Annotated in this window: 17 protein-coding genes and 2 pseudogenes; 12 read left to right on the forward strand and 7 right to left on the reverse strand. The window is 70.9% G+C overall.

Features of this window, described 5'->3' with window-relative positions; all coding sequences use genetic code 11:
• Nucleotides 1–91 precede the first annotated feature (91 nt).
• From AB0N06_RS34265 to AB0N06_RS34275, 3 genes are all read right to left on the reverse strand, one after another.
• Entirely contained in the window at nucleotides 92–529 is a 438-nt protein-coding gene (locus AB0N06_RS34265; RefSeq protein ID WP_366138588.1) for a hypothetical protein, read from the reverse strand.
• Nucleotides 530–652: 123 nt separating this feature from the next.
• Nucleotides 653–2,635, reverse strand: a complete 1,983-nt coding sequence (locus AB0N06_RS34270) for a HAMP domain-containing sensor histidine kinase (RefSeq protein ID WP_366138589.1) — start codon at nucleotides 2,633–2,635, stop codon at nucleotides 653–655.
• Nucleotides 2,628–3,356 carry a response regulator transcription factor gene (locus AB0N06_RS34275; protein ID WP_366138590.1) on the reverse strand — a complete coding sequence of 243 codons (729 nt, stop codon included), beginning with the start codon at nucleotides 3,354–3,356 and terminating at the stop codon, nucleotides 2,628–2,630. Before AB0N06_RS34275 ends, AB0N06_RS34270 begins: the two co-directional genes overlap by 8 nt.
• Before the next feature lie 266 nt (nucleotides 3,357–3,622).
• On the opposite strand from AB0N06_RS34275, the gene AB0N06_RS34280 reads away from it, so the two are divergent.
• From AB0N06_RS34280 to AB0N06_RS34290, 3 genes and pseudogenes are all read left to right on the forward strand, one after another.
• Complete coding sequence (locus tag AB0N06_RS34280) at nucleotides 3,623–5,704, forward strand: hypothetical protein (protein ID WP_366138591.1); 2,082 nt, start codon at nucleotides 3,623–3,625, stop codon at nucleotides 5,702–5,704.
• A gap of 98 nt (nucleotides 5,705–5,802) precedes the next feature.
• Nucleotides 5,803–6,261, forward strand: a pseudogene (locus AB0N06_RS34285) (transposase); the annotation flags it as partial.
• Nucleotide 6,262: 1 nt separating this feature from the next.
• Nucleotides 6,263–6,796 (forward strand): annotated as a pseudogene (locus tag AB0N06_RS34290) (Tn3 family transposase); the annotation flags it as partial.
• A gap of 209 nt (nucleotides 6,797–7,005) precedes the next feature.
• On the opposite strand, the gene AB0N06_RS34295 reads toward AB0N06_RS34290, so the two are convergent.
• Both AB0N06_RS34295 and AB0N06_RS34300 read right to left on the reverse strand, forming a co-directional pair.
• Nucleotides 7,006–7,719 (reverse strand): cation transporter, encoded by a 714-nt coding sequence (locus AB0N06_RS34295; protein ID WP_366138604.1) that lies wholly within the window; start codon nucleotides 7,717–7,719, stop codon nucleotides 7,006–7,008.
• On the reverse strand, nucleotides 7,719–8,054 hold the full coding sequence (locus AB0N06_RS34300) for a metalloregulator ArsR/SmtB family transcription factor (RefSeq protein WP_366138592.1): 336 nt from the start codon (nucleotides 8,052–8,054) through the stop codon (nucleotides 7,719–7,721). The genes AB0N06_RS34295 and AB0N06_RS34300 overlap by 1 nt, the downstream gene beginning before the upstream one ends.
• Before the next feature lie 59 nt (nucleotides 8,055–8,113).
• On the opposite strand from AB0N06_RS34300, the gene AB0N06_RS34305 reads away from it, so the two are divergent.
• The 7 genes from AB0N06_RS34305 to AB0N06_RS34335 all read left to right on the forward strand — a co-directional run bounded on the left by AB0N06_RS34305 (nucleotide 8,114) and on the right by AB0N06_RS34335 (nucleotide 12,881).
• On the forward strand, nucleotides 8,114–8,485 hold the full coding sequence (locus AB0N06_RS34305) for a DUF3703 domain-containing protein (protein WP_366138593.1): 372 nt from the start codon (nucleotides 8,114–8,116) through the stop codon (nucleotides 8,483–8,485).
• Between the two features lie 192 nt (nucleotides 8,486–8,677).
• A complete protein-coding gene (locus AB0N06_RS34310) occupies nucleotides 8,678–8,911 on the forward strand; it encodes a hypothetical protein (RefSeq protein ID WP_366138594.1) in 234 nt (77 codons plus the stop codon).
• A gap of 55 nt (nucleotides 8,912–8,966) precedes the next feature.
• Nucleotides 8,967–9,488 carry a hypothetical protein gene (locus AB0N06_RS34315; protein WP_366138595.1) on the forward strand — a complete coding sequence of 174 codons (522 nt, stop codon included), beginning with the start codon at nucleotides 8,967–8,969 and terminating at the stop codon, nucleotides 9,486–9,488.
• Between the two features lie 201 nt (nucleotides 9,489–9,689).
• Nucleotides 9,690–9,932, forward strand: coding sequence for a hypothetical protein (locus tag AB0N06_RS34320; RefSeq protein ID WP_366138596.1), 243 nt, complete (start codon nucleotides 9,690–9,692; stop codon nucleotides 9,930–9,932).
• A complete protein-coding gene (locus AB0N06_RS34325; RefSeq protein WP_366138597.1) occupies nucleotides 9,929–10,567 on the forward strand; it encodes a recombinase family protein in 639 nt (212 codons plus the stop codon). The genes AB0N06_RS34320 and AB0N06_RS34325 overlap by 4 nt, the downstream gene beginning before the upstream one ends.
• A gap of 303 nt (nucleotides 10,568–10,870) precedes the next feature.
• Complete coding sequence (locus AB0N06_RS34330) at nucleotides 10,871–11,050, forward strand: hypothetical protein (protein ID WP_366138598.1); 180 nt, start codon at nucleotides 10,871–10,873, stop codon at nucleotides 11,048–11,050.
• Nucleotides 11,051–11,273: 223 nt separating this feature from the next.
• The gene (locus AB0N06_RS34335) at nucleotides 11,274–12,881 is read left to right on the forward strand and encodes a PucR family transcriptional regulator ligand-binding domain-containing protein (RefSeq protein ID WP_366138599.1); all 1,608 of its coding nucleotides are present in this window, start codon (nucleotides 11,274–11,276) and stop codon (nucleotides 12,879–12,881) included.
• Nucleotides 12,882–13,104: 223 nt separating this feature from the next.
• Here AB0N06_RS34335 and gabT read toward each other — a convergent pair whose 3' ends face one another.
• The gene (gene gabT / locus AB0N06_RS34340) at nucleotides 13,105–14,484 is read right to left on the reverse strand and encodes a 4-aminobutyrate--2-oxoglutarate transaminase (RefSeq protein ID WP_366138600.1); all 1,380 of its coding nucleotides are present in this window, start codon (nucleotides 14,482–14,484) and stop codon (nucleotides 13,105–13,107) included.
• 218 nt (nucleotides 14,485–14,702) lie between these two features.
• Here gabT and AB0N06_RS34345 point away from each other — a divergent pair, with 218 nt between their 5' ends.
• A complete protein-coding gene (locus tag AB0N06_RS34345; RefSeq protein ID WP_366138601.1) occupies nucleotides 14,703–16,217 on the forward strand; it encodes an aldehyde dehydrogenase family protein in 1,515 nt (504 codons plus the stop codon).
• Complete coding sequence (locus AB0N06_RS34350) at nucleotides 16,214–17,389, forward strand: CoA transferase (protein ID WP_366138602.1); 1,176 nt, start codon at nucleotides 16,214–16,216, stop codon at nucleotides 17,387–17,389. Before AB0N06_RS34345 ends, AB0N06_RS34350 begins: the two co-directional genes overlap by 4 nt.
• A gap of 100 nt (nucleotides 17,390–17,489) precedes the next feature.
• Here AB0N06_RS34350 and AB0N06_RS34355 read toward each other — a convergent pair.
• Nucleotides 17,490–18,344 (reverse strand): IS200/IS605 family accessory protein TnpB-related protein (locus AB0N06_RS34355; protein ID WP_366138603.1); only part of this gene is annotated, 855 nt, incomplete at its 5' end.

An 18,344-nucleotide genomic window follows, 5' to 3' on the forward strand; every position in this document is an offset into this window, starting at 1 on the left:
TCGACAGCGGCAATGCCATGCGCGGCGAGGAGCTCACCGGCCGGGCGTACGACACCGTCGGGGCCCTCGGCGTCGCCCTCGCCCATCAGGGTCAGCCGTTGCGGTGTGCGGTCGCGCGGCGGCGCAGCACCAGAGTGCCCGCGCCCCCGAGCAGGGCCGCGGCGGCGACCGAACCCGCGACGGCGGCGGTGGTGTTGCTCGTCGTGCCGATCGGACGCTCGCCCGCGGCCACGCCGCCACGCGGCTCGGCGGAGCCACCCTTCGAGCGCACGGCCGGGGTCGCGCTGGGCGTGTCGCCCGCGGCCACGCCGCCACGGGGCGCCACCGAGGGCCCCACGCCAGGCGCGGGCCTGCTCGGCCCGGCTTCCAGAATGGGCGCCGGGGTCCGCTCGGTGGACGTCACCGAAGGGCTGGGCGTTGCGTCGGCAGGGACCGATGCGAGGGCCGTGGCGGAGGGGAGGAGTACTGCGCCCGCCGCGACGGCGGTGAGGACGGCGGTGCGCAGGGTCGGACGGGGACGGTGGGACATACGTGGCTCCAGTTCCAGCCCGGCCTTGGTGGTGCCTGGATGCCGATTCGCACCAGGCGCCGGGCATGCCGTCAGCCTCGCGTGAACTTATGAAGAAGCTGTCAGATCGCTGTGGTCATCGCATCAGCCCCGATGGTGCAGGGCGGCCTCGTCCGGACGGTCGGAGGGCTTCGGTGGCCCGCCCGCCGGTGTGGGATGCGGACCCGTCGGCAGGCGCAGCGTGAAGACCGAGCCCTTTCCCTCCGTACTCGCGGCGCTCACCACGCCACCATGCGCCTCGGCGAGTTTGCGGACGATGGCCAGGCCGAGACCGCTGCCGCCGGTGCGGCGGCTCCGCGACTTCTCCGCGCGCCAGAAACGGTCGAAGACGTACGGGAGGTCCTCGGGCGAGATGCCGCTGCCGGTGTCCTCGACGTCCACGACCACCTCGTCACCTGACTCGGAGCCGTACGCGCGCAGGGTCACGTGTCCTTCCGGAGGTGTGTGGCGTACCGCGTTGGACACCAGGTTGCCGAGGGCCTGCCGCAGCCGTACCGGGTCGGCGGTCAGGGAAAGAGGAGAGGGCCCGGGGTCGGCCGTGCGTACCGTCAGAGTCACTTCGGCCGTCTCGGCGCGGGCCTGGTGAGCCGCGGCGACCTGGCCGAGGAGGTCGTCGATCCGTACCGGCGCCGGGTGCAGACGCAGCGCGCCGGCGTCGGCCGCGGCCAGGTCCTGAAGGTCGTCGACGATGTGCTGCAGCTGAACGGCCTCCTCCAGGAGCGAGGAGACGAAAGCCGCGTCGAGTTCGGCCACGCCGTCCTGCGTCGCCTCCAGCCAGCCGCGGATATTGCTCAGCGGGGTGCGCAACTCGTGGGCGACATCGCTGACCATCACCTTCCGCTGTTGCTCAAGGCGTGCACGATGCGCCGTCATATCGTTGAAGGCGGCGGCCAGTCGCCCGATCTCGTTGTCCGCGGTGACCGGTACGGGCGCCGATTCCTCGCCGTCCCGCATTCGCTGGGCGGCACCGGTGAGTGCCTGCAACGGCCGTACGAGCCGGACTCCTGCCAGCACCGAGGCGCCGACGGTGAGGGCGAGGACCAGGGTGGCGACACCTGCGATACGGGCGGTGTTCGCCGGTGAGAGATCGAAACCGGGGACGGTGGCGCCGCCCGCGTCCCCGATGAACAGCAGTGCGGGCGAGGCGACGTACGAACTGAGCTGCTCGCGGCGGGCGGCGCCGACGCACGACGCGATCGCCCGGTCGTTGTCGCTGCTCTGGACGGTCGGCGCCGGGACGGGGGTGGCGGTGGAACGTCGACGGACCGGGCCCGCGCTCGGTTCCGGCTCGGGGTCTGGGCCCCAGGAGAGGTCCAGGCGCAGGTGCACGGCTGCACGGCCCTGGCGCTCCAGGCAGGCGGCGGCCAGCTTATTGAGCGCGTCGAGTGCCTTCTTCTCGGTTCCGGTGGGTCTGTCCAGCGCGTCGGTCGAGCATCTGGTGCCCAGGATCCGGTCGGGGTCGTTGCCGACGATCTGGATGCGGGGGCGCCCGCTCGGTTCCTCGACGACGTCCGAGGCGACCCCGGCGTCGTTCAGGCACGCCACGCCCCGGTCGGCGGCGCGACGCAATTGCGTACGTTCGGCCGGGGGCAGGCGGAACGGTCCGACGGCCCGCGGGTCGACGCGGTCGGCCGCGGTGCCGGTCGCTCCGGAGGACTGCGCTGCCAGAGCTGTGTCCACGGAGAGCGGGTCGACTATGGCCGACGCCTGCGTGGGAAGCGCGGGCGGGGGCGCCCCGGTCGCGGAGTCGGCGATGATCTCCCGGCTCTGGGTGGTCAGGGCGATCCGGCGGCCCGACCGCGTCGCCAGGTCGCGCACCGTCTTGTCGACGCCGTCCCACTGGGAATGACCCGCCGCGTAGCCGAGCAGCTTGGTGTAGATCCGGGCATCCGCGGTGAGGTTCTGGCCCTGCTCCTGCTTGATGGCACCGGAGGTGGTCTGTACGGCGAGCCAGGCGGTGGCCGCCACCGAACAGGCCGCCACCAGCGCCGATACGGCCAGCAGCCGCACGAGCAGACTCTTGCGGAGCGGCAGTCGCCGGCGGTCCGGCCGGCCACGGCTACGCACGCGACGCGCCCCTTGTGGGGTCGGTCAGTTTGTACCCGACTCCGAAGACGGTGAGCAGCCGGGACGGCTTCCGCGGGGCGGGCTCGATCTTCTTGCGCAGGTTCATGATGTGCACGTCGACCGTGCGGTCGCTGATGTACCGGTCGAAGCCGTGCAGCTCCTCCAGGAGCCGCTGCCTGCTGAAGACCCGGTCGGGCTCGGCGGCCATCGCGGCGAGGATGCGGAACTCGCCCGGCGTGCATTCCACCGACATACCGTCGACCGAAATCTCGTGCCGGGCAGGGTCGACTCTGAGTGCGCCCACGGAGAGCACCTCATCAACGGCGTCCGGGGAGGGGTTCACCTGTCCTGGCCGATTCGTGCGGCGCAGGAGCGTACGGACCCGGGCCATCAGTTCGCGCGGGCTGTACGGCTTGGTCATGTAGTCGTCCGCTCCCAGGTCGAGACCCAGCAGCAGATCGTCCTCGGTGGTCCGGGCCGTCAGCATCAGCACCGCCAGTTCCCGGTGCTCGGCGCGCAGGACACGCACCACATCGAGCCCGTCCGCCCGCGGCATCATCACATCGAGCACGAGCAGGTCGGGCTGCCCGTGCCGCACCTCGTCGAGCGCGGCGAGACCGTCCCCGACGACGGTGACCGCGTGGCCCTCACGTTCGAGGTAACGGCGTACGAGTTCGGCCTGCTTCTCGTCGTCTTCGGCGACGATGACGTTTGCGCACACCCGGACGATCGTAGAGGAGTTCGGTTCGCGGCCCTGGCCCGGCGGGAAGCGGACCTCGCCCGCTCCGAGTCGCTCCGTCTCTGCGCGCTCTCCGCCCCCGTGGGCAAGCTCTTGCCGTACCGGCCGCCCCGCCCCCGGGGTGAGGCGAGTGCCCGGACGATCACGGCGGTGGAGAACAGGATCGGTTCGCGAGGGTGGTTCGGGGCCGCTAGCGTGCGGTCGGACGGCGACCGTACGACAGGACAGGCAGGGCCGGTGTGATGCGGATGTTCTTCGCGCCCGAGGAGACCGAGGAATACGAGGCAGCATGTTCGCTGCTGATCCACCGGATGGGTCAGTGGGCCCGGGAGCGCGGCGAGAGCGTGGACCCCTTCGTCGTCGAGGCGGCGCTCGATTATCGCCATCGAGGTACCTGCGACGGGCGACTGGGGCTGTGGGAGCCCCGGCACATCGAGGCGTATCTGCTGGACTGGCTGCCGCGCACGATCACCGTGCTGCCCGGCGAGGAGACGGCGGATGTGCCCGGCACGCTCGCAGCCCTGCTGCGCTACCTCGATGCGATGGGCCTCAGCGACCCGCGCGGGGCCTCGCTGGCCGACAACCTGGCTGCGATCGAGACCCTCGCACCGCGGCACGCCCCCGCCATGGCTGACCGCGGCCGCTGGGGAATGGCGAAGTTCTGGACGACCACCGCAGCCGAGCAGGGTGTCGACATCCACGATCCGGCGGCGCTTCAGCGCTTCGTGGAGCGGGCTCAGCGCGGCGAGGTGACGTACGACCAGGAGACGCTGGACGAGGTGGTGCGGAACCATCTGACGCGCGGCCCGGCAACCGTGACACGCGCCGAACCGCAGCTGCCGGTCGTGCTGCCCGGGGAGAACGAGCTGCGTGCACTCGCCGAGACGTCCCGTGCGCTGCGGTGGCTGCGGGGCATCGCCGACTGGGCGGGCCGTGAGGGGCGCGTACTCACCGCGACGGGCAGCCTGCGGATGGCGGACGCGCGCGCCCTCGTCGCCGAGCTGGGGACGGGCGACGCGGTGGAGACGGTGCGCTCCTCCACGCAACTGCCGCGACTGGGGCTTGCCGTCGAGTGGGCGAAGAAGGCCCGGCTGGTACGGGTGGCCAAGGGGCGGCTGTATGCGGTCGCCAAGGCGGAGCCCCTGCTGAAGGACCCGCTCGCGCTGTGGCGGCGCGCCTTTGAGACCTTCTCCGAACTGCGCGGACCACTCCTGGGCGCCCGCGGCGGCCGACACGTCGAGTCGATGCTCTTCGACAGCTTCGAGGACGCCGTGCCGGATGTCCTGAACACTCTCTACAGCCTGCCGTACGCCATGCCCTGGCCCCGGCTGCGCGACTCGCTGCACCTGGGCTACCGCGCCGAGTACGACCTGACCGGGCCATACGCCTGGCGCAGGGAGCTCGGACACGCGGACCGTGATCTGCGCACCGCACTGGACGTGTTGGAGGACCTGGGCGCGATCGAGCGGCACGAGGGCATGGCCGACAAGGTCTTCCTCGACCTGCCACTGGAGGAGCCGGCGCTGCCGCCCGCCGGGATGCCGCCCGAGCTCGCCGAGCTCTTCGGCGCCGTCGCCGGTGGGCAGGGGGAGAACGAGGACACCGAAGAGCGGACCAAGGCAAAGCGGGCGGAACTCGCCGACGGACCCGTCGAGTTGATCCGTCTCACCGCCCTCGGGCACGACTCCGTACGCCGTCGGCTGCTCGCCGAGGGGCGTGATGCCCCGCTCGTCGGTGAACTCGCCCACGCCCCCGCCGCCGGGCTTCTCGGCGTCATCGCCGAGCACTACGACCCTGACGCCGCCCGCACCGAACTCGCTGCCTGGACCGCCGCCCAGGAGAGCCCCGGCGAGGCGCTGGAGAAGCTGACCGACGCGGTGCGCACCACCCCGTTCCGTACCCGCGCCGAAGCCATGCTGGACACCCTCGCCGAGGCGCACCCGGACGGCGAGGCCGTGCTGCGCGGCCTGCGCGGCGACCCGCTCCTCGCACCCACCGCCCTGAGTGTCCTGGTACGCCGGGAGGTCCTCGATGCCGAGGACCTCACCGAGCCCGAGAGCCTCCTCATGGTCGCCGAGAGTCTGCTCCAGCTCCTGGAGGCAGCGGGCCCCGAAGGCTTCCTCGAAATCCTGGGAGGCCAGGAACTCTCCGCCCGTGAGGCTCTTGAAGCCGCCCTCGTATCCGGTCACCCCGACCGGTCGGGCCTGACGGACCTGAAGGCGGTCGCCGAGCAGGCCCGTCGACAGCCGGCTGTGCGTCTGGGCCGCGGCCATCAGCGGCGCCGACCAGGCGGAGGAGGCAAGGGCAAGGGCCGCAAGCGGCGGCGGTGACGCCGCTGCGGGGCACTTGGCGCAGGCGAGCTAGTAGTGCTTGGTCAGGTCGGTTGTGGTGGTGCGTGTCTGTTGGGTTCGGGTGGCGTTGAGAGTGTGTGACTCCGGACGAGGTTGCGTCTGCGCGTGGTGAGTTGGAGGCGTTCGCGGCGGAGGTGTTTGAGCCGTTCGCGCGGAAGGATCAGCGTCGGTGGGGGCAGGTCTACCTGCGGGGGCTGCTGACCGACGGGCGGCGCAAGTCGGTCGAGCCGATGGCGGCCCGGCTGGGTGAGGACGGGAATCGGCAGGCGCTGGCCAATTTCGTGACCACCAGTCCCTGGGATCCGGCGCATGTGCGGGCCAGGGTGGCCTGGAGAATGGAAGCGGCGATCCGGCCGTCCGCGCTCATTTTCGACGGCACGGGGTTCTTGAAGGACGGCAGCGCTTCGGCGTGTGTGTCGCGGCAGTACACCGGCACGGCGGGCAAGGTCACCAACTGCCGGGTCGGCGTCTCGCTGCATCTCGCCCGTGACCACGCCTCGGCGGCGGTCAACTGGCGTCTGTTCCTGCCCGAGAGCGGGTGAGTCGGAGGCGCTGGGCGCGGCCCCGGGTGGGCGGCGCATCCTGAAGGCGGTGCGACGTCTGCCCGCGCTGTCGCGCCGCCCGGTCAAGGACCGGCCGCTGCTGCCCCGAGACGTCGACGCCGACCTGGTGCCCGCGATGTGGAAGCGGGCGGTGTTCTCCAACGCCGAACTGCCCCAGGGCTCGGTCGACCGCGACGCGTACGTGGTGTGCGTGCTGGAGCAACTGCACCGTGCCCTGAACCGGCGCGACGTATTCGCGGCCCCGTCGAACCGGTGGGCCGAGCCGCGCGCCCGGCTGCTGGACGGCCCACGGTGGGAGGCGATGCGCGCGGACGTCCTGGCGGGCCTGTCCCTGACCGAGGACGCGGGCGAGCACCTGGCCCAGCTCACCCGCGGGCTCGATGCGGCGTGGCGGCAGATGGCCGACCGCCTGGATGAAGCCGGCGACAACGCGAAGGTGGAGATTGTCGTCCCCGAGGGCGGGGGACGTGCCCGGCTGTCGGTGGACAAGCTCGGCGCAGTGAGCGAGGACGTGGCCCGGCTCTCTCCGCTCAAGGACCGGCACTTCAACTTCCTGGGCCGCTATCTGTTCAACATCAAGGCCAGCGGCCCCGGCCGGGGCCTGCGCCCCTTCCGGGACCCGGACGCCGTCGAGGACTCCGATGAGGAAGAGTTAGGAGGCTGCGCACGCGGCGGGGCCCCGGTCTGGCGCCGGGGCTCCGTGGTGGGTAGAGGAAATCAGTTGCAGCAGTCGCATCCGGGACGGCAGCCGCACGCGTCCGTCTCGGTGGACGGCGCCACTGCGGGCGTGGGTGCGCAGCAGCCCTTGCCCTGCCAGGCGTCGCGGCCCTCCTTCACCGCGACGGCGGCGATGATGAGCGCGGCGATCGGGTCGGCCCACGACCAGCCGAGGGTGGCATTGAGGACCAGGCCGACCAGCAGCACGGCCGACAGGTAGGTGCACAGCAGCGTCTGCTTGGAGTCGGCGACCGCGCTGGCGGAGTCGAGTTCACGTCCGGCCCTGCGCTGGGCGGCGGACAGAAACGGCATGATCGCCAGCGACAGGGCCGCGATGACGATGCCGGGGATCGACCGATCGGCCTCGCCGGTCCCAGCCAGGGCGCGGACGGCGTCGACGGTGACGTACGCGGCGAGCGCGAAGAAGGAGACGGCGATGATCCGCAGGGTCGTCTTCTCCCGGGCCTCGCGCACCGCGTGCTCGCGGGCGGAGAACTGCCATGCGACCGCAGTGGCGGAGGACACTTCGATGACCGAGTCGAGGCCGAAGCCGACCAGGGCCGTGGAGGAAGCGATCGTGCCGGTGGTGATGGCGACGATCGCCTCGATGACGTTGTAGGTGATGGTCGCGGCGACCAGCAGCCGTATCCGGCGCGTGAGCACATCACGCCGAGTCGGGCTCGAGCCGAGGGACGGGGATATCTCGGCGGCCATCAGCAGCAGCCCTTCGTCTCGGCGTCCGGGCACGTCCGGTCGGTCTCGACGGCGACCACAGCGGTGCGCAGGTCGTCGAGCGCGTGGCCAAGGCGTTCGTCCGCCAGCTCGTACCGGGTGCGGCGGCCGTCGGGAACGGTGACGACCAGCCCGCAGTCGCGCAGGCACGCCAGGTGGTTCGACAGCCGGGTGCGGGAGATCCCGAGGGCGTCGGCGAGGTCGGCCGGGTAGGCGGGGGCATCGCGCAGGGCGAGCAAGATGCGGCAACGGATCGGGTCAGCCAGCGCCCGGCCGAAGCGGGTCAAGGCATCGAGATCGGTGGCGAGACTCAACATGGACGCCACGATACACAGATGATTGAATTCAGAAAATCCTGAACTGTGGAGGTCTTGCTGTGCCCCGCCGCACCCCCATGCCCGCGCCCCTGCGCGCCGCGTATACCGCCGAGATGGACACCGCCCGCACCCCGGGCCCGCTGCCGGTGCGCTGGCGTGCCGCCGAGCGCGCGCACATCCTGTCCCAGCCCTGGCCCGGCCCCCACACCCGCACCCACGCGGTCATGCTCCGCCTCGCCGTGCACGGGGGAGACCTCCGTGAAGTCCTCGGCCAGCTCGTGCGCCTGGCGGTGGCCGCTCCCGGCTCGGCGGCCGGCCGCTACCCGAGCGGGAACACCGGCCGCGCCCGCGTCGGGCTGACCACCCCCATGTCGATCCCCGCCGACCTGGCGGCACAACTGCGGGCGGCCGGTATCGCCCTGGCGCCATAGCGATCTTCAAAAAAACCATCGCTGCCCGGGCACGCGGGCCCGTTCGCCCACCTGGGCAGGGATTCCGATTCCGTGGCCTCTGCGCCGAAGCCCGCGCTGACGCACACTGGAAGCGCATGCAGGCGCCTGATGGCCGAGGAAGGTGATCGGCGTGATGTGGTACGACGGCGGCTGGGGCTGGGGCGGCTAGTTATGACCGTGATCATGGTGCTGTTCTGGGGCCTGGTGATCGCCGGTCTCGTCGCACTCGTCCATTACCTCACCAGCACCCACCGCAGCCACCAGGCAGGCCTGCCGCCCCCGTCGGCTGAGTCGAGGCAGGGAAGCAGACGAGCCGAGGACCTGCTCGCCGAGCGGTTCGCCCGCGGGGAGATCGACGAAGACGAGTACAAACGGCGGCTGGCCCTACTGCGGGAGCATCGGTGAGTGCGAACCGCCGACGCCAACGTGGCTGGCCGTCGCCGGGGCCGTCGCCGCGCTAGTGCTGGGCATCGCCACCACGATGGCGCTCGCCGCCACCGGCGCCTTCCGCAGCGCGGCTCCCGCAGCCTGGCGGGCGCCGGGCGTGCAGTGCAGTGCGCCTGCCCTGCGAGGCCACTCGGTGGACGTGACCGCGGACGACATGGGGCAGGGCATGATGGGCGGCGGATACGGCATGCGCATGATGCGCCTGGCAGCCCACCCGGCCGTGGTCCCCAGCGGTGTGACCTCGCTACGGGTATTCAACACCGGTGTCCTGACGCACGAGGTGATTGTGCTGCCGCTGCCGCCGGGCCAAGGCATTGGGGAGCGTCCCACCGGTCCGGACGGGAAGATCGACGAAGCGGGCAGCCTGGGTGAGGCGTCCCGCAGCTGCGGGGCGGGCGCCGGCGACGGCATCGCCTCCGACGCGATGGCGTGGACCACGCTGGCCCTGCAGCCCGGCCGGTACGAGCTGGTGTGCAACTTCCCCGGCCACTACATGGCCGGGATGTACGCCGAACTCGATGTCACCAGCCGGTAGCAGGCGATCGACGTGACGGTCGACGCGGTGATGAACCTGGTCGTGAGGCCCTTAATGAGCGGATGATGGTTCTCAGAAATGAGTAGTTCTGAGAGACTGCAGCCCCCCACCGAACCATGTTCGGTTTGCCCCTGATCCCCGTTCTCGCAATCTCTTGCAAAACAGCTATCGCACAATGCCCCTCGCGAAAAGTTCTGCGACATGCCAGAGCTCGCCGAACCGGCCGCAGCTTTCGAACAGTTCGACTGTCCGACCTGTGAGGTGCCCGCCGAAAGCGCCTGCCGCACCCGCGGCGGCAAGGTCGCCCCGAAGTACCACACCCCGCGCTTCACGCTCGTGCCCCAGCTCCGCGCCGAACTCGAAGTCCGCACCCCTGCCGACCGCGGCCCCGGCCGCGCGTGGGAGACGGGCCCGGCGATCGAGCCGCGGTGCCGGAGGCCGTGACCAAGCCCACGATGGTGGGGTATGCCCGTTGCAGTACGGCTCAACAAGAACTCCAGAGCCAGCTCGACGCCTTGGAAGAGGCGGGCTGTGATCCGGTCTTCTCGGAGAAGATCAGCACCCGGGTCAAGGTGAGGCCGGAGTTCGTCAAGGCGATGGACTTCGCCCGCACCATCAAGAAGGCCGTCCCGCACCAGCGGGTGATCTTCACGGTGCACGAGATGAAGCGCCTGGGCCGCGGTGCCGCCGAGCTGCTGACCATCCCCGAGGACCTGCGCCACCACGACATCCAGCTCGAACTCCTCACCGGCCCCCTTCAGGGGATGTACGACCCGTCCGGGCACGGCGCCGCCCTGTTCGTGTTCTTCGCCGGCATGGCGGAGTCCGAGCGCGAGTACATCCGGGAGAAGTCCCTGGAGGGCCAGGCGTCCGCCCGCGAGCGCGGCCGACATGGCGGGCGCCCCAAGGTCATCGACGACGACATGGCCGCGTACGCCCGCAGCTTGCGGGTCAACGGGGTCCCCGTCCCCGAGATCGCCCGCAAACTGGTCATCACCTCGGGCAAGAACCAGGGCAAGCGGCCCTCGGTAGCCACGGTCTACCGCATCCTCGCCGAGGACGCCGACAGGGCCGAGTGAGCCCGGACGCCTTCAGGGCTTCAAAATCAACTCATTGCCCCTTTGACGCGTATCTGGGGACCGGCGCGAATGGCATCTGATGCGAACTGGAGGCTTTCTGCGCCGCGTTGGTCGGGCGGGCGTCGGGAAGCCGCTGATCAGGGGATAGGGGCCCTGTCATGTGCCTGCGGAGACGGTAGCCGAAGGGCCGGGGTCGCGTCGTTCCACTTCGCTCGATCGGATGGCTGACCTGCTGTTCCTCTCCGGGCTTCGCATCCGATGCGAGATTCTCGCGCCGAATGCGATCTACGGAGCGTGACGGATTTGGCGAGCAAGGATGGAACGGCCCCGGGGGCCGTGCGACTGCACCTGGCCGATGGGGTGCCGCTCCTGCTTCCGGAGGAGCAGGTCTTCACCGGCCGGATGATCCTCTACCACCTTGGCGAACTCACCCTGCGGATCGGCACGGTGACTGACCCTGGCGACCACTCACGGTCACCATGAGCACTCAACAGCCGAGGAATACGTGACTCCCGATTACGCGAGGTCGCCAGTTTCACACCCCTGGAGGAACTCGCGGGATGTCGCACACCCTGTGCGCCGTGAAGGGATCCGGGAACGCTCCCGCACCGGTCGAGGCGGAGTCCGGCCGGCCTGCTAGCTTTGCCCGATCGAACAAGAGGCCCGGGTGCGATCCCGCGGCCCGGGCAGGGCGGCGGTGGAAACCTTGGGCGTACCCCTCCACTGGCTGATCAGCCGCCCCGAGCTGCGGCTGACAGTGCTGGCCGGGCGGGACGGGCTCGATCGGGAGGCCGTCTGGGCCCACAGCATCGATCTGGCCGACCCCGTTCCCTGGCTGAGCGGCGGCGAACTGCTGCTCACCACCGGACTGCGACTGCCGGAAGCGGAGGCCGGGCAGCAGGCGTACATCCAGCGGTTGGCGGATGTCGGCGTGGCCGCAGTCGGCTTCGGCACGGGACTCTCGCACCGGCACGTTCCCGCGGCCGTCGTGGACGCGGCCGACAAGGTGGGACTGCCCCTGCTCGAAGTGCCGCTGCCCACGCCGTTCGTCGCGATCACCAAGGCAGTGATGGAACGCCTGGCCGAGCTGCAGTACGAGGGAGTCGTAAGGGCCTCCCGCGTCCAGCCCCGGATGACCCGGGCCGCGCTGCGCGACGGTGCCAGGGCCGTCGTACGGGAACTGGCCGTCTCGACGCACGCCACGGTGCTGTACCTGGACGACGCCGGTGCGGTGCGTGCCGCCCATCCGTCCGGTTCGGCGGGCGTCGACCCCGCGGTGCTCGCCGAGCTGAGGAGCGCCGGCGGGAGCGACCGGGCGACGGAGGCGCTGAGCGCCGGACCGCACGGGGTGGTCGTCGCCCAACAGGTCCGCGTGGGCCCACGTACCCACGGCAGACTCGTGCTGGCTGCCGACCGAGAACTGACCGCCGTCGACCACCTGTTGCTCGGGCATGCGGCGTCGCTGATCGCGCTCCAGGCCGAGAAGCCTCTGCGCCTGCAGGACGAACAGCACCGGGTCAACAGCCTCTTCCTGCGCATGGTCCTGGACGGGGCACTCCCCTCGCGCACCGCCCGTGACCACCTGACGGAGGCCGGCTTCCCGGTCCGCAACGGCATCCGCGTCCTCGTACTGAGCGGGCCGAGCCCTCGGCAGGCCCTCGACACGGTCGGCCCCCGCCTCGCCGAGATCGGTCTGCCGCGCTTCGGTGCCGTACGTGAGGGGCGTGCCGTGCTTCTGCTGCCCGGGGACGGCCCCCGAGTGGGGATGCGAGCGGGTGGGGACGATGGTCCCGCAGAGAGCGACGGACGCGGCGGCGCCACTGGTATCGGTTTCGCCCGGGGCCTTGTCGACGATGCGGTCGCACGGTTCGGGCCGCGCCTCTGGGCCGGGCTCAGCCTTGTGCACGAGCCCGACGCCGGGCAGCAGGCGCTCCAGGAGGCGAGCAACGCGGCCGCGGTCGCCGAGGCGCGCGGCCGGTCGGGGCTCGTCGCCTTCGAGTCGCTGGCCGGACACGTGCTCGTCAGCGCCCCCGAGACCCGAGAGGTCCTGCGCCGGGTGGCCGCCGAACGGCTCGCGCCGCTTGCCGCGCACGACCGGGACAACGGCACGGAACTGCTCGCTTCCCTCCGCGCGTTCCTGGAGCACCACGGGCAGTGGGGTGCCGCATCCGCAGCCCTGGAGGTCCACCGGCACACGCTGCGCAGCCGGATGGAGCGGATCCGGACACTGCTGGGCGTGGATCTCGACTCCGCGCACGTACGCGCCGAGTTGCTGCTCGCGCTGGCCGCATGGGAGGGGATCGCGGACCAGTGACCGGGCGGCCGGCCGGTCACTGGTCCGCGGGGCGGCGAGTACCTTGCCGGACGTGCCGAGCGCGATGCATGCGCGGGACGCGCCGGACGTGTCGGACGCGCCGGAGCGCTGAGCGCGCCGGATGAGCCGGACGAGTTGAACGACCCGGACGAGCCGAGCGCGATGCACTCGCTGAGCGCGCCGAACGAGCCGGAGGCGCCGAACGGGCCGGACGCGCTGCGGGTCAGGCCGACGGTCCGGTGGTTTCCTCGGCGAACGCCGCCGCCAGGATCTCCAGGCCCTCCTTCAGCAGTTCGTCCGGTATCGACAACGGCGGCAGGAAGCGCAGCACATTGCCGTAACTGCCCGCCGTCAGTACCAGAAGCCCCTGCGCGTGGCAGCGGCCCGCGATCCTCGCCGCCAGCTCGGGCGCGGGGCTCCGGGAGCCGTCCGGCGTCACCAGCTCGACGGCTGTCATCGCGCCCCGGCCTCGTACCTCGCCGATCTCCGGGTGGGTAGCCCGCAGCGCGTCGAGGGCGCCGAGCATGAGATCGCCGATCTCCTGTGCCCGCGCGAGCAGTCCATGCGTCTCGATCTCCTCGAAGACGCCGAGCGCCGCTTCGCACGCCACCGGGTTCCCGCTGTAGGTACCACCGAGGCCACCCGCCGGAACGGCGTCCATCACCTCCGCGCGCCCGGTCACCGCGCCCAGCGGCAGACCGCCGCCGAGTCCCTTGGCCGTGGTGAGCAGATCGGGCTCGATGCCCTCGTCCTCACACGCGAACATCCGCCCGGTACGTCCGATACCGGTCTGCACCTCGTCGGCGATCAGCAGAATGCCGCGCTCCCGGCACAGCTCGGCGACCCTGCGCAGGAAGCCGGGAGCCGGTACGACGAAGCCGCCCTCGCCCTGGATCGGTTCCACCAGTACGGCAGCCACGTTCTCCGCACCCACCTGCCGGTCCAGCAGGTCCGCGAGTGCCGCGGCGGCCTCCTCGGCGCAGCGCGCCGGTCCCGACGGCCAACGGTACGGATAGGCCATCGGGGCGCGGTACACCTCGGGGGCGAACGGGCCGAACCCCTGCCGGTACGGGCGGTTCTTCGCGGTCAGCGACATGGTGAGCAGGGTGCGGCCGTGAAAGGCGTGGTCGAAGACGACGACGGCCGGCCGGCCGGTGGCCGCACGGGCGATCTTGACCGCGTTCTCCACCGCCTCGGCACCGGAGTTGACGAGCAGGGTGCGCTTCTCGCCGGGCACCGGGGCGAGCCGGTTCAGGGTCTCGCAGACGTCGAGGTAGGAGCGGTAGGGGTTCACCAGGAAGCAGGTATGGGTGAAGCGCTCCAGTTGCGCGACGGCCCGTGCGACGACCCGGGGGGCTGCATTGCCCACCGTCGTGACGGCGATGCCACTACCGAAGTCGATGAGGGAGTTGCCGTCCGCGTCCGTGATCACGCCACCGCCTGCGGACTCCACGAAGATCGGCAGCGTGGAGCCCACACCGGCCGGGACGAGTCCGCGCTGGCGGGCGAGGAGTTCCCGTGAGCGGGGGCCGGGGATCTCGGTGACGATCCGGCGTTCCTGTGAGAGCCGGGGTCCGCCGACCGGGCCGGGAGTGGCAGGCATGGGATCTCCTCCTGGGTGCATGGGGATGGACCGCTGAGCCAACCGCGCACCGGGGACGGCGGCCATGGACGCATTGGAGCGCCAACGATGAGATGGGCGGGACATTCTGTCCACTGCGTGAAGGGCTGCGGCATGCGGAGAATGACGGCTTCGTCATCCCGATGCGCTCCAGGACGGTGCGTACGGACGCATATGGACGCATACGGAAGGGAACGCCGATGCAGCAGCACGCAGGCAGTGACCGCGCCCCGGAGGCCGCCGCTCCGCCGGAGGGAGTCCCGCGCCTGCGCCACCTGGTGGCGGGGGAGTGGCGCACCGGTGCGGGCGAAGAACTGGTCGACATCAACCCCGCCCGCCCCGACGAACCGGTCGCGATGGGGAACGCGGCCCGGCCCGCCGATCTGGACGACGCTGTGGCAGCCGCACGCAAGGTCTTCCCGGACTGGGCGGCCACGCCCCATCACACCCGGGCCCGGATCCTTGCCCGCGCCGCCGACGTGCTCGAAGCACATGCGGCCCAGTGGGGTGAGGAACTGTCCAGGGAGGAAGGGAAGACCCTGCCCGAGGGAATCGGCGAAGTCCGGCGGGCCGCAGAGATCTTCCGCTACTGCGCAGCGGAGGCCGACCGGCCGGCGGGCGAGGTCTTCGCCTCCCCGCGGCCTGGTGAGCAGATTCAGGTGATCCACCGTCCGGTGGGTGTCGTTGCCGCGGTCACCCCGTTCAACTTCCCCGTCGCCATTCCCGCGTGGAAGATCGCCCCAGCGCTCGGATACGGCAACACCGTGGTGTGGAAGCCCTCCGGACTCGTACCGCTGCTCGCTGTGCGCATGGCCGAGGCACTCGTCGAGGCCGGACTGCCGGACGGGGTGCTGTCGCTGTTGATCGGCGACGGTGAGCTGGGCGCGCGGCTCGTCGGTCACCCGGACATCGACGCGGTCACCTTCACCGGATCCACTGTCGTAGGCCGCGAGGTCATGGCCGTCTGCGGTCGTCTCGCCCGGCCCGTGCAGACGGAGACGGGCGGCAAGAACGCCGCCGCCGTACTGTCCGACGCCGACCTCGAACTCGCCGTCACCGAAGTCCTCGCAGGTGCGTTCCGCTCCACCGGACAGAAGTGCACCGCCACCTCCCGAGTCATCGTGAACGAGCGGATCGCCGACGCGTTCCTCGACCGGCTCGTGGCACGCACCGCCGCCCTTCAGGTGGGAGATCCCCTCGACGACGGAGTCCGGATGGGACCGGTGATCTCGCACCGGGCACGCGACACGATCCAGCGTGCCTTGGACGAAGGTGCCGCCCGTGCAGGCGTGAGGATTCTGACCGGTGGCCGGCCCTACGGCGACGAGCGCTCCACCGGCGCCTTCCTGCCGCCCACCGTCGTGGAACTCGCCGAGGACGACCCTCTGTGGCGCGAGGAGCTGTTCGGTCCCGTCGTCGTCGTACGTCGTGCACCCGATGACGACACCGCACTCGATCTCGTCGGTGACAGCGAATTCGGTCTGGCCGCAGCCGTGTTCACCGATGACCTGCGGACAGTGACCGCAGCCGTGCAGCGCCTGGACGTCGGGGTGTTGCACATCAACTCCGAGACCGCGGGCGCCGATCCGCATGTGCCCTTCGGTGGGGCGAAGGCGAGCGGTTTCGGCCCCAAGGAGCAGGGCCGTGCCGCCCGCGACTTCTTCACCACGACCACCACGGTCTATCTGCGCGCCTCCCGGGCAGGGACCCGATGACCGACACCCCTCGACTGCCGCTGTCCGGCGTGCTGGTGGCCGACTTCGGCCGGGTTCTCGCAGCACCGTACGCGACCATGCTCCTCGCCGACCTCGGCGCGGATGTGATCAAGGTGGAGCAGCCGGGGACCGGTGACGACACCCGGGCATGGGGCCCGCCGAAGGCACAGGGTGAGGCCACCTATTTTCTCTCCGTCAACCGCAACAAGCGATCCTTCGCCGTGGATCTGCGTGATCCGACGGGCCGCCGCAGGGCGACGGAGCTGATCCGCCGGGCGGACGTGGTGTTCGAGAACTTCCGCCCCGGCACGATGGACAAGTACGGGCTCGCCTACGAGCGGGTTCGCGAACTCAACCCCCGTCTCGTGTACTGCTCGGTGACCGGCTTCGGAGCGGGCAAGGGTGCGGCGCTGCCCGGCTACGACCTGCTGATCCAGGCCGTCGGCGGACTGATGAGTGTCACCGGACCGGCCCCCGGGCAACCGGTCAAGACGGGCGTTGCGCTGGTCGACGTACTCACCGGCCTGCATGCCGCGATGGGGGTCATGGCAGCCCTGCGTCATCGGGATGCGACCGGTGAGGGTCAGCATGTCGAGGTCAACCTGCTGTCGTCGCTGCTGTCCGGCATGGTCAACCAGTCCGCCGGCTACACACTGGCCGGACAGGTGCCGGGCATCCTGGGCAACCGCCATCCGTCGATCGCCCCGTACGAGGTCTACGAGACGGCGGACCGGCCACTCGTCGTCGCCGTCGGCAACGACCGCCAGTTCGCCGCGCTGTGCCAGGGCCTGGACGCGGCCGGTCTGGCCGTGGATCCGCGGTTCGCCACCAACACCGACCGGGTGACCCACGTCGACGCGCTCGCCGAAGAGCTGTCCGTACGGCTCCGGCGGCGCGCGGCGGACGAATGGTTCGACCTCCTCACTCCGCTCGGCGTGCCGTGCGGTCCGGTGAACGACCTCGCCGGGGCCTTCGACCTGGCCGAACAGCTGGGGCTTGCGCCACGCGTCACCCCGGACGACGCGGGCGCCGAGGCCGATGGCGGGCACGACGGTCCGATGAACCTTGTGGCCAACCCCATCGGGCTGTCCCGTACCCCGGTCCACTACGCCCGGCGCCCGCCCCGGCTGGGCGAGCACACCGACTCCATCGCCGACTGGCTCGACAGCTGACCCGGCCACCGCTGCAACCGGCCCCAACCACCACTCACACCTTCGTACAACCCTCCCAGGAGCACATGATGAGCGGCAACAAGCCGATGAAGGACCGTTCCTAACCAGTGTGCGTGAGTGAGTCCTGGACCCATTGTTGCGTACTGGGCGCGTCCCGAACGGTGTTGGATGCGCTGGGTTCCCGCTTTCGCGTCCCGTTCGGTGACGGCCCTCCGGGGGGCCGGTCCGTTGTGGGTGGGCGGGTTCCCTCACGTCCCCGGTCATCTGGTCTGGCCTGGACGGTCCGATGCCCCGCACGATCGCTCCGGTCGTGTGGGGGCGGTGCTGCCCTTCCCCAAGCTCTCAACTCCGTTCGAGCAGGGGATACCCCATCCCGGACCGGGTGCCCGAGGGCGCGTCTCCCGATCGCGATACCGGCGGCATCGTGACGAGACATCTTTCGGTGTGGGGTGACCAGCGGTTTCTGCCAGTGCTGGGCACCCCACAAAGTGGTGTAGGCGGGGTCAACCGCGACAATGCTCAGGCCGTGTTCGGCGGCCATGGAGACCAGCCGGGCCTTGAGTTTTCCGGTCGGCATGCCGGAGATGAGCTGTCGGAACCGCTTGCGGCGGCCGTGCTTCTCGCGGGTCTTCTCGGTGGTGAAGTCGAGGTCTTCGATGCCGATCGCGGCGACACCGGCCTGCTTGGCCCAGTTGATCAGGCGGGTCAGGGCGTGGCGGATCTGTGCGTCGCGGTGATCGGCGGTTCCGGACAGGTCGTAGGGGAAGTGGTGCGGGTCTCCGATGGGGTTGCCGTGCCGGTCGAGGTGGTAGGCGGCGAAGTGGTCGGCGTTGGTATCGACGCCGATCATGCCCCGGGCGCGGGCGGCCTCCAGCGGGATGGTCTTCACGACGGGGCGTTGCCAGGATGCGGTGAGGTACCAGCGGCCACGGTCCACGTCGAGGTGGATGCGGTA

Source organism: Streptomyces sp. NPDC051020 (genome assembly GCF_040683105.1).
GTDB lineage: Bacteria > Actinomycetota > Actinomycetes > Streptomycetales > Streptomycetaceae > Streptomyces.

Bases quoted from the DNA above. Each gene is read 5' to 3' on its own strand.
- AB0N06_RS34310 (WP_366138594.1), top strand. From the start codon at position 8,678: ATGACCGTGATCATGGTGCTGTTCTGGGGCCTGGTGATCGCCGGTCTC.
- AB0N06_RS34265 (WP_366138588.1), bottom strand. From the start codon at position 529: ATGTCCCACCGTCCCCGTCCGACCCTGCGCACCGCCGTCCTCACCGCC.
- AB0N06_RS34350 (WP_366138602.1), top strand. From the start codon at position 16,214: ATGACCGACACCCCTCGACTGCCGCTGTCCGGCGTGCTGGTGGCCGAC.
- AB0N06_RS34280 (WP_366138591.1), top strand. From the start codon at position 3,623: ATGTTCTTCGCGCCCGAGGAGACCGAGGAATACGAGGCAGCATGTTCG.
- AB0N06_RS34300 (WP_366138592.1), bottom strand. From the start codon at position 8,054: ATGTTGAGTCTCGCCACCGATCTCGATGCCTTGACCCGCTTCGGCCGG.
- AB0N06_RS34295 (WP_366138604.1), bottom strand. From the start codon at position 7,719: ATGGCCGCCGAGATATCCCCGTCCCTCGGCTCGAGCCCGACTCGGCGT.
- AB0N06_RS34345 (WP_366138601.1), top strand. From the start codon at position 14,703: ATGCAGCAGCACGCAGGCAGTGACCGCGCCCCGGAGGCCGCCGCTCCG.
- AB0N06_RS34320 (WP_366138596.1), top strand. From the start codon at position 9,690: ATGCCAGAGCTCGCCGAACCGGCCGCAGCTTTCGAACAGTTCGACTGT.
- gabT (WP_366138600.1), bottom strand. From the start codon at position 14,484: ATGCCTGCCACTCCCGGCCCGGTCGGCGGACCCCGGCTCTCACAGGAA.